The organism is Paenibacillus terrisolis (assembly GCF_056171975.1).
In genome coordinates this window covers 1-9,390 of sequence record NZ_JBKFGG010000059.1, presented here as the reverse complement: position 1 = coordinate 9,390, position 9,390 = coordinate 1, and the positions used below count along the sequence as shown (strand labels likewise).

Annotated in this window: 11 protein-coding genes and 1 riboswitch; of the genes, 6 read left to right on the top strand and 5 right to left on the bottom strand. The window is 49.9% G+C overall.

The features are described 5' to 3' along the window. Positions 1-185: 185 nt before the first annotated feature. Positions 186-809, top strand: coding sequence for an HD-GYP domain-containing protein (locus tag ACI48K_RS25565; protein WP_475030448.1), 624 nt, complete (start codon positions 186-188; stop codon positions 807-809). A 16-nt stretch (positions 810-825) separates the two neighbouring features. Beyond that, positions 826-1,194, top strand: a complete 369-nt coding sequence (locus tag ACI48K_RS25560; RefSeq protein ID WP_475030447.1) for a hypothetical protein — start codon at positions 826-828, stop codon at positions 1,192-1,194. A gap of 19 nt (positions 1,195-1,213) precedes the next feature. On the opposite strand, the gene ACI48K_RS25555 is transcribed toward ACI48K_RS25560, so the two are convergent. The 4 genes from ACI48K_RS25555 to ACI48K_RS25540 all read right to left on the bottom strand — a co-directional run bounded on the left by ACI48K_RS25555 (position 1,214) and on the right by ACI48K_RS25540 (position 4,226). Continuing rightward, positions 1,214-2,014, bottom strand: a complete 801-nt coding sequence (locus ACI48K_RS25555) for an ABC transporter ATP-binding protein (protein WP_475030446.1) — start codon at positions 2,012-2,014, stop codon at positions 1,214-1,216. A 14-nt stretch (positions 2,015-2,028) separates the two neighbouring features. After that, positions 2,029-2,799, bottom strand: coding sequence for an ABC transporter permease (locus ACI48K_RS25550; protein ID WP_475030445.1), 771 nt, complete (start codon positions 2,797-2,799; stop codon positions 2,029-2,031). Then, on the bottom strand, positions 2,796-3,089 hold the full coding sequence (locus ACI48K_RS25545; protein ID WP_475030444.1) for a thiamine-binding protein: 294 nt from the start codon (positions 3,087-3,089) through the stop codon (positions 2,796-2,798). Before ACI48K_RS25545 ends, ACI48K_RS25550 begins: the two co-directional genes overlap by 4 nt. An 87-nt stretch (positions 3,090-3,176) precedes the next feature. After that, a complete protein-coding gene (locus ACI48K_RS25540) occupies positions 3,177-4,226 on the bottom strand; it encodes an ABC transporter substrate-binding protein (protein ID WP_475030443.1) in 1,050 nt (349 codons plus the stop codon). A gap of 133 nt (positions 4,227-4,359) precedes the next feature. Beyond that, positions 4,360-4,471: riboswitch (TPP riboswitch) on the bottom strand. Positions 4,472-4,734: 263 nt separating this feature from the next. Between ACI48K_RS25540 and ACI48K_RS25535 the strand changes: the two genes are divergently transcribed. The 3 genes from ACI48K_RS25535 (at position 4,735) to ACI48K_RS25525 (ending at position 6,926) form a co-directional block, all read left to right on the top strand. Continuing rightward, a complete protein-coding gene (locus tag ACI48K_RS25535) occupies positions 4,735-4,935 on the top strand; it encodes a cold-shock protein (protein ID WP_009223993.1) in 201 nt (66 codons plus the stop codon). A 137-nt stretch (positions 4,936-5,072) separates the two neighbouring features. Beyond that, entirely contained in the window at positions 5,073-5,306 is a 234-nt protein-coding gene (locus tag ACI48K_RS25530; RefSeq protein ID WP_475030442.1) for a cold-shock protein, read from the top strand. 165 nt (positions 5,307-5,471) lie between these two features. Further along, positions 5,472-6,926 (top strand): sensor domain-containing diguanylate cyclase, encoded by a 1,455-nt coding sequence (locus ACI48K_RS25525; RefSeq protein ID WP_475030441.1) that lies wholly within the window; start codon positions 5,472-5,474, stop codon positions 6,924-6,926. On the opposite strand, the gene ACI48K_RS25520 is transcribed toward ACI48K_RS25525, so the two are convergent. Then, positions 6,923-7,417 carry a CcdC family protein gene (locus ACI48K_RS25520; protein WP_475030440.1) on the bottom strand — a complete coding sequence of 165 codons (495 nt, stop codon included), beginning with the start codon at positions 7,415-7,417 and terminating at the stop codon, positions 6,923-6,925. The genes ACI48K_RS25525 and ACI48K_RS25520 overlap by 4 nt on opposite strands. Positions 7,418-7,592: 175 nt before the next feature. On the opposite strand from ACI48K_RS25520, the gene ACI48K_RS25515 reads away from it, so the two are divergent. Further along, entirely contained in the window at positions 7,593-9,083 is a 1,491-nt protein-coding gene (locus ACI48K_RS25515; RefSeq protein WP_475030439.1) for a beta-propeller fold lactonase family protein, read from the top strand. Positions 9,084-9,390: the final 307 nt, after the last annotated feature.

Below are 9,390 nucleotides of genomic sequence, written 5' to 3'. Positions count from 1 at the left end.
ATAATTGTTATTGTACGACATTTGATATTATCGACAGGTTTGCTCAGAAAAATATCGGGTAAATCGGGATTAAATTTTACGTTGGCCGAAAATTTTTTATGATCGAAAAAGAGGAGGACAGCAAATAGCCCGGCAGGTGACATGATCAGGCAAGTTACGACACAGCCAGTTAGGGGGCATAGCGTTTGATTGCTTCAGGTGAATTCCTCGATGAGCTAAGTATGGACAATGATCTGTACGCAGCCAAATGGGTAAACAAATTATTGCAAAAGCATCCTGAGACTTACCACCATTGTATCCGGGTGGCCATGCTTGCGGAGAAGATAGCGGTACCGCTCTTTCTTGAAGGATCGGTAAAGGATGACTTGATCAGGGGATGTTTTATGCATGATATCGGCAAAACGATGATCCCCACGGAGATATTGGATCAAACGGAGTCACTGACAAAGGAGCAGTGGGAGATTATTAAGCTGCATCCTGTTGTCGGGGCGGAACTGGTGGAAACGAATCCGGGCTTCGGCCCGGAAATTGTCGCCGTGGTGCGGCATCATCACGAGCGATGGGACGGCACAGGTTATCCCGACAAGTTAAAAGGCAGACGCATTCCGCTGGGAGCAAGAATTTGTACGGTTATCGACGCATTTGATTCCATGACTTCGGACAGGGCTTACCGCAAGCGCAGATTTACGATCGACGAGGCCAAAATGGAGCTGCAGCAACATCGAGAAACCCAATTTGATCCCGATATTGTCAATGCCTTAATCGAATTATCCGATGATGCGTTGAAAAGCATTTATTCATGGATTTAGAGGAGGACACCGTTACATGCAGGAGTGGCCCGTAAATCGCTTCATTGCTTCAGAGAAACTTGAGAAAATGATTCAGGCGGGACGGACGGCAGTACTGATGGAAGTAACGTTGTTTCCTTACTGTGAGCAAAAAGTAAATCGATTTCGTTTGATCGATGCCAAGATTAGAGCGGCTGAGCAAGTACTGGGTATGATCCCCGATCTGAACGAAATGCCGTTACCCGGTCAGAATAACGACGAGATAACGGCAATGGCGTGGCTGCTTGCTGCGGATCCTGACGAAGTGGACTACATCAAGCGCTGGGTACAGCTCATGCTGGATGTAGAGCGGGTTGAGATGAAGGATGTCCACAGCACGTCTTCGTTTAACGCCGGTACTTGCTAAGGAGATTTATAGTCTCCGCTTACTCCGGCTTATTCTGCTGCTCTCTCATGCGAGCGGCGATTTCGCGTTTCATTTGCAGAAAGAGTGATTCCTCTTGGATTTCATCCCGGCGTGGACGCGAAAAAGGAACAGGCATGGCGTGAAGAACCGTTCCGGGCCGGCCGGAGAATAGATAGATTTTATCGGATAACATCAGCGCTTCTTCTATGCTGTGAGTAATCAGCAGGACGGAGCGTTTATTTGCTTCCCACATCTCAAGCAGCCAGCGCTGCATGTCGCTTCGGGTCAATGCGTCGAGCGCGCTGAAAGGCTCGTCCAGGCACATGACCTCTTGATGAGCCAGCAATCCTCTTACAAAAGACGCCCGCTGCTGCATGCCTCCCGACAGCTTATGCGGGTAAGCCTTCTCGAATCCTCCAAGTCCCGCTTTGGCAAGCCACTCGCGGACTTCGATCCGTGAGCTTCTTCCGGCGGTGCCCGCAATCTCCCGCGCCAGCATCACGTTATCCTCAATGCTTCGCCAGGGGAACAGCGCAGGCTGCTGAGGAACGTAGCTGATATGTCCCCGCTGTCCGGTCACCTTCTTTCCCTCCAAGTATACTTCTCCCGAATCCGGCTCCGTAAGACCGCCGATGATATGAAACAGCGTGCTTTTTCCGCAGCCCGAAGGACCGATGATCGATACGAATTCGCCGGATTGCACTTCCAAAGAAATATCGTGAAGCACAGGAAGATCGCGGCGTCCTTCACGAAAGGTTTTGCTGATTCCGCGAACCTCCAAAGCGGGAGGGGCCGTTGTTTCGGTTTGTTCCATAGGCATATTATAAACCCTCCTTATCGATTTCGACGATCCGGTTTGTAGCGGATCAGCCATTTTTCCAACAAGGTTACGGCCGCGAACATCGCCAGGCTAATGACCACGATGATGGCGATGGCGACGAAAATTTTATCCGTCCGAAACGATGCTTTTTGCAGCAGCATATAGTAACCGATGCCTTTGTCCGCCCCGATCCATTCGGCGATGACCGCGCCCATGACGCTGTAAGTGGCCGCTATTTTGACGCCGGAAAAAATGGAGGGAAGCGCATAGGGGACTTCCAGCTTGCGAAAAATAGCCGCTTTGGACGCCCCGATCATTCTCATGTAGTCCAGCATCACCCGATCGGTGCGGCTCAGTCCGTCCATGGCGGCCACGGCGACCGGGAAGAAGCAAACGAGCGTAATGACGATAATTTTGGGCAAAAGGCCAAAGCCGAACCAGATCATGAGCAGCGGCGCGAGCGCGATACTGGGGATATTTTGGCTTAAAATAATCAAAGGATACAGGGAAGTCTTCAGCACCGGGATGTTATGCAGCGTAAACGCAACGAGCAATCCGACCAGAGTGCCGATGGCAAACCCAAGCAGCATCAGCCGCAGCGTCGCTTGCGTGTGATCCCACAGGCCTGCGGCGCCGGCAGCCGCTTCTCGTCCGACATCGGTCGGGCTGGGCAGAATCCATTTATCGATGCCGAAATAAGCCGTAGCCGCCTGCCAAACCAGTAAAAACAAGATGACCGCCACAAGGGGCGGCCATACGTTGTTCCACAATCCGCGGAGCTTCATGGACGATATTTCTCGATCAGCTTATCCATGCTGACGCCTTTCGGATTGTAGGAAATTTTGATTTGAGAGATGATGCTTGGACTTCCGAACTGAATCAGTGCCTCGTTCATTCGCTTCACGATGTCCAGAAGCTCGTCCAGATCGCCCTCCATGGTTGTTTCAAGCGGGTTCACCTGATATTTGACGCCGGCAGCCTGAATGACCTCGATGGCATGATCGACATACGGAATGACGTCTTCGCCGTTTGGCGTTTTGGGAAGAACTTGAATACTGAGCAAAGCATTTGGCATGTTCAACAATCCCTTCATCATATAATAAAATAAAATCTTATTTCACACTCTTGCCTGACGGCTTTTCATTAGCTCAATTTCTACAAATCAGTTCGCAGGCAAAAAGTCGTTAGTAAACGCGGATTTTACGTCAAGCGGCTTATCGAGCAGGCCGCGTTCATGCATCCAGTCGGAATAGTTTTGCCATACTTCTTCTTTTTGCTCGCCCCAGCGGGCAGCGTCATCCTGGTATTTCGGGCTGAGCCATTTCTGGCTTGCCTCAACAAGCTTCGGATCCAGATCGGGCACGGCTTTGATCAGGATTTGCGCCGCTTCCTCCGGGTGCTCGATCGCGTACCGGTAGCCTTTGGAGACGGCGCGCATGAACGCTTTGACTAGGTCCGGATCGCTTTGGATCGTTTTTTCGTTCGTCACGATCACCGGAGTGTAATAGTCGAGCTTATCCGAGAAATCTTTAACGTAGAGCATATCGAGCGGCTCGCCGCGCAGCTCGGCTTCGACGCCGGTCCAAGCATAGAAAATCCAGGCAAAATCAATATCGCGTTTCACGGCCGTAAAATAGTCGGCATCGCCGATATTGAGGAATTTGACTTTGCTGACGTCGGCGCCCTGCAAATCCATAATCGATTTGATGACCGCCTGTTCCACCGGGGAACCCCAACCGCCATAGGATTTTCCCTCAAAATCCTTCGGAGATTTAATGTTTTTATCCACGGGAGCCGCAAAGCCCGAAGTGTTGTGCTGAATGATCGCCGCAATCGACACGAGCGGCACGCCTTGCGTCCGTCCTTGGGTTACGTTTTCCTGTACACTGATGCCAAAAGGCGCTTCGCCGGAAGCGACCATGGCTTCCGAACCGCCGGATCCGGGCTGAACAATGTCCACATCAAGACCTTCTTCTTCGAAGTAACCTTGATCCTTGGCAACGTACAGGCCGGTGTGATTGGTATTGGGCGTCCAGTCGAGCACGACTTTGATGTTGCGCAGTTCCTTCGCGGGTTTATTGTCCGGCGCGGCCGCATTTGCCGGATCGCCGGTTTGGCTGCTTGAATTTTTGTCCGCTCCGCAGCCGGTCAAAGCAAGGATCAGGCAGCAGGACAGGGCGAGAGTGAGCAACGCCTTGGAAGTAAGTTTCACGAATAACCTCTCCTTTAATCGTTTTTTTAAAATCCGCAGTCTGTGTGATGCATGGGCCTGAAATGGTTCGGACGCAAAAAACGCGCCCCGGACCGGGACGCGTGATGGACGTTGGATAAGCTGCAAACAACTATCCTAACAAAATGATGCTTCCTACGCTGGCATTACCCAGATCAGGTTAAAGGGTCAGTATCTTGAAGGGATACACTCTCAGCCGGCCGATTCCAGCACCCCTGAACTATTCAGTTGCGGTTTTCTCTAGTCATTATAAATTTGAACCCATCATATGTCCAGCAGGGAATTCCGAGGAATTTATTAAAATTAATGTAATTTGCTTTTTGTCCGGAAGACCGCTATAATACAAATAATTGATAATTTCGAAAAGGCGATATTCAAACATTGAAAAGAGTGTCACTTTTAAACTGGAACTTTTCTCAATGTGTGAATTTTTTTTATGTTATCGTAGAAAAAGGAACATGTTAATCTGAGTAGCAGGAGGTATACCTTCATGGAAACAGGAACAGTAAAATGGTTCAATGCCGAGAAAGGTTTTGGCTTCATCGAAGTGGAAGGCGGAAATGACGTATTCGTGCATTTCAGCGCAATCACTGGCGAAGGCTTCAAAACGCTTGACGAAGGCCAACGCGTACAATTTAACGTTGTTCAAGGCAACCGTGGTCCACAAGCCGAAAACGTTGTAAAACTGTAATGCAGGCTCAACTGCTCTTAACGCGTGCGTTAAGAGCAGTTTTTATTTCATTTGAAATGAAATAGGTTAGTGCTTCCGAGGCAAGTTTTGGCTGAGTTCGAGTTAAAATGGCTTACAAAACTTTTAGGAGGGGAACCATGAACTACCGTAAAAAAACGTTGGAAGAAATTCCTGAGGAGAACACGCCGGTTTGGTCTTGTACCAATGAGGATTGCAACGGATGGATGCGGGATAATTTTGCGTTTGACTACAGTCCGGTATGTCCTTTATGTTCCTCCGAAATGGTTAAAGGGACTCGAATGTTGCCTTTGCTGGTGAATACGAACCCTGACCAGAAAACGCTGGCCAAAGGGATCAAGATTGATCGTTGATCAACTACATATCTATAGAATATCAGACAGTCGTATTCACTCCGGTGAATACGACTGTTTTTTTGGGTATAAAGTCATATAAACAGCATTGCAACCTGACTAAAAATCTAATATGTTTAGAATTAATAAGGTGATGGATCAACTTAGAAGGGGGAAATATAGCCTATGCCCGGTAATTTCAAGGTGACTTCCCAAGTATTCGATATCCCCTCCGGCAAAAACCAACGTAAATTCGCTATCATTCTCTCTTGGATCATGATCACCGTTTCGGCGGCGGCCATTCCATTAGGGATGAGGGCACTTCCCGAAATTGAACCGTTTCTGCCTGCATCCATCGCTTGGCTTATTTTCGGCGACTTGCTGACTGCTTACATCATTTACAGCCAATATCGGGCATCCGGAGTTCTTTCTCTGCTCGTATTATCATGCACTTACTTACTGACCGGTCTGCTCACGACGGCACATATCATTACCTTTCCCGGCTTGTTTTCGGACACTGGGCTGCTCGGAGCCGGAAGCCAGAGCGCAGGCTGGTTGTGGGTATTTTGGCACTCCGGGTTTCCCGTCGGGATTTTTCTCTATTTAATTGCAAGTGTATATGGGACAAGGCCTATAGAATCAAAGGCGCAAATCGCCCGGTTCGGATATATCGCAATTGCGGGCACCATTCTGCTCGTCCTCTTCATTATAAAATTAGCGACAACTTGGGGCTTTTTGCTGCCGGACATTATGGATATGAACGATTACCATGAGCTTATTTCGTCGGGAATCGGTCCAATCATCTGGCTTATCAATTTGGCGGCGCTCCTTTTTATGATCGGAAAATTCAGAGGCGGCAGCATTTTGCATCTATGGATTTCGGTGGCGATCCTTGCGCTGCTTCTGGATGTGACGCTTACCCTATTGGCCGGCACCCGTTTTACGTTAGGATGGTATTTAGCGAAAATCATTTCGGTCATCGCCGCAACAGTTGTCATTTGCTCCGTGGTGAACGAAGTCAATCGGCTCTTTATCAGGCTGTCGCAGCAGCACCGGCAGCTTCTTGAGTCAGGTAGACAGCTGGAGCAAGCCAACGAAGAGCTCGTCCGGCTTAACAATTTGGACGGGCTTACGGAAATTCCGAACCGTCGGCGGCTGGACAAAATATTAACCTGGGAGCTGGTTCATCCGGAGGAACGGCATGTTCCGCTGGCCTTGTTAATCCTTGACGTGGATTGTTTCAAAGCTTATAACGATTATTACGGGCATCAGGGCGGGGATTACGTTTTGAGGCAGGTCGCCCAGACAATCCAGGAGGAAGTGAAAGAGGACCTGGGGTTTGCCGCTCGTTATGGCGGTGAAGAATTTGCGGTACTGCTGTCCGGCAAGGATGGACAAGAGACGTACCTCATAGCAGAAAAGGTCCGCAAAGCCATCATGAAGCTGAATATCGCTCATGAGAAGTCTACGGCGGCCAGCGTCGTCACGATCAGCATCGGCGGATTTTGTCTGGCTCCCGAGGAGTCAATGGACCAAGACGAATGGATTCGGCGGGCCGACCATTGCCTATACCAGGCCAAAAATACCGGACGCAATCGCTGCGTAATCGAAGGCTGGGCAAGAAAAAACGCCTCCCATTAATTGGGGGAGGCGTTGCTTGCTGTAAGAGTATGGTATTGTTTAAGCATGAACAGTCGCCAGCGAAGGATCATGCCATAGGCTAATAAAAAGAAAAGGGCACCGGTTTGTAAAACGGAAACATACTGTTCCACGACTTCGTGAAGCCCGAGTCGGAGCGCGACCAGACCGATTAGAATAAAAATAAAGCTGCGGGAGCGCTGTGCAAATATTTCGCCTTCCGAGACCTCAAAGCGGGTTGTTTTAATTAAAGGGTAAGAGAACAACAGCCAGCCTACCGCAAAAGCGATCACTCCCCAAAGGAAAGGGATATGCGTTTCGGGAACGACAAACAGGATGAAACCGGTGGTCATTCCAAGCGGAGGAATAACGATTTTCTTCACGGTAACGGGCCGGCGGCTGGCCTTCAGCCGGATGAAAAGAACGAAGACGGCCATGGCGGCGGCACCAAACGTAAGGACCAGTCTCATATATACAGGGTTAATTGCGGTCATAGGACGATTCCTTTCTGCGAAGGTTTAGGGAAAACTCGAAAAATTTAGGTAAAGATGACGACTTTATCTTTAAAATTCTTATAATAATATTTATTATTTAATATGGATTCTTGTTAAATATTATAGCACAATCTAATAACCAATGTGGAATCCTGTTATGGAAAGGGGAATGAATATGAATAGCGAATTTACGGTCGCCGTCCATTGTCTTCTGTTTCTATACGTCAAGGAGGAACGTTTGGTGAATAGCGAGCAGATTGCTTGCAGCGTGCAGACACATCCGGCCCGCGTGCGGAAAGTTCTCAGCCTGCTGCGCAAGCAGGGGTACGTGACGACGAAGGAAGGATGTGGCGGGGGGTACCTGCTGACTGCCGATCTGCGGGATATCCGTCTCGGCGACTTATACCGCCTGTTCGCGAGCGGTTCACTGCAGCCCGGGTGGATTCCGGGCCGTGAGGAATCGCCTTGCTACGTATCCTCCAATATTCATCATGCGATGGACCGGATTTTTCGCGCCGGGGAAGAACGACTAAACGCTTATTTTGATGAGATTACGTTAGCGGATGTGAAACACCTCCTTGATGAAAATGAGGCAGCGGGAACCTCCGAATTGCCGGAAGGCCATGAACTGACATTTTACGTCGGCTCCTACGCTTCCAACTTGGAGCCGGGCATTTACTTGTGCGGCTTAAATCCGAAAACCGGGGAATTGCGAAAGATTCATCAAACCTCAGGTATCGCCAATCCTTCTTTCCTGATCTATCGCCAGGAGCAAGCGCGTCTGTATGCTGCTAGCGAGACGGGGACAGGAATGGCAGTGAGTTATGCGGCGAATCCGGCGGACGGGCGGTTATCCAAACTGAATGAAATCCCGACGGAAGGAGCGGATCCATGTTACCTTTCATATTTGGCCGTAGAGCGGCCGTTTCTGCTCGCTGCCAACTATTCGAGCGGGAACATTAACAGCTATGCGCTGGATGAAAACGGAACTTTGGCTCAAATGGCTTCTCTCGTCCGGCATGAAGGAATCGGCTTCCGCAAGGATCGCCAGGAAGCGGCGCATGCTCACAGCATTGTCCCAGGCCGGGACGGGAATTACGTCTACGTATCGGATTTGGGGCTTGATCAAATCGTCATTTATCGTGTGGAGCAGGGCGAATTTGTGAAGCATGGACAGGTGGAGCTTCCGCCGGGTGCCGGGCCGCGGCATTTGGTCGTCCATCCGTCGGAACGTTATGCTTACGGGATTAACGAATTAAACAACACGCTTACCGTGTACTCGTATGATCCTGGCCAAGGAAGTCTGAAAATCATTCAGCATGTGAATTCTCTTCCCGAGGATTTTTCAGGCGAGAGTATCTCCGCCGATATTCATGTATCGCCGGATGGCCGTTATGTATACGGGTCCAACCGGGGACATGACAGCATTGTTCGCTATTGCGTCGACCCGGTCAGCGGAAAGCTCAGCGAGCCGGCTTGGTCGAAAGCGGGTGGAAGCTGGCCGCGAAATTTTGCGGTGCTGGAGGACTTTGTATTGGTAGCCAACCAGTATTCCGACAACATTGTGGCGTTCCGAAGAGACGCCGGGACTGGGAAGTTGTCCGCGACCGGACAGGAGCTTTCAATCAGCAAACCGTCTTGCATCGAGCCGGCAAAGCTGATGTAAGATCATGCGCGGAGCTTACTTTTTCGCTCCGCTACCCCAAGGAGGGTGTCTCGAAAGTCATCTATGACGGCTTTGGGGACACCCTCTAAAACTTATCATAACAACAGAGTAGACAAGCCTGCCAGACCGCTGGCTGATACCGGATCGACTTCGAGGATTTGCGTTCGAACAAATTGGCTGGCCTGGTCTACGCTACTCTGGTCAACGCCGTCCCCAAACTGCGTATTCCTCCGACACTCAAAATAGCGGCCTTTTTTGGCCTTATTCCTCTGGAGAGGCCTCATTCTGAATAAATAGCGCCGTATTA

What these genes read in the sequence shown, in the direction of transcription:
- ACI48K_RS25560 (WP_475030447.1), top strand. Translation starts at nt 826, where the DNA reads ATGCAGGAGTGGCCCGTAAATCGCTTCATTGCTTCAGAGAAACTTGAG.
- ACI48K_RS25530 (WP_475030442.1), top strand. Translation starts at nt 5,073, where the DNA reads ATGAACTACCGTAAAAAAACGTTGGAAGAAATTCCTGAGGAGAACACG.
- ACI48K_RS25550 (WP_475030445.1), bottom strand. Translation starts at nt 2,799, where the DNA reads ATGAAGCTCCGCGGATTGTGGAACAACGTATGGCCGCCCCTTGTGGCG.
- ACI48K_RS25545 (WP_475030444.1), bottom strand. Translation starts at nt 3,089, where the DNA reads ATGCCAAATGCTTTGCTCAGTATTCAAGTTCTTCCCAAAACGCCAAAC.
- ACI48K_RS25515 (WP_475030439.1), top strand. Translation starts at nt 7,593, where the DNA reads ATGAATAGCGAATTTACGGTCGCCGTCCATTGTCTTCTGTTTCTATAC.
- ACI48K_RS25535 (WP_009223993.1), top strand. Translation starts at nt 4,735, where the DNA reads ATGGAAACAGGAACAGTAAAATGGTTCAATGCCGAGAAAGGTTTTGGC.
- ACI48K_RS25555 (WP_475030446.1), bottom strand. Translation starts at nt 2,014, where the DNA reads ATGCCTATGGAACAAACCGAAACAACGGCCCCTCCCGCTTTGGAGGTT.
- ACI48K_RS25525 (WP_475030441.1), top strand. Translation starts at nt 5,472, where the DNA reads ATGCCCGGTAATTTCAAGGTGACTTCCCAAGTATTCGATATCCCCTCC.
- ACI48K_RS25520 (WP_475030440.1), bottom strand. Translation starts at nt 7,417, where the DNA reads ATGACCGCAATTAACCCTGTATATATGAGACTGGTCCTTACGTTTGGT.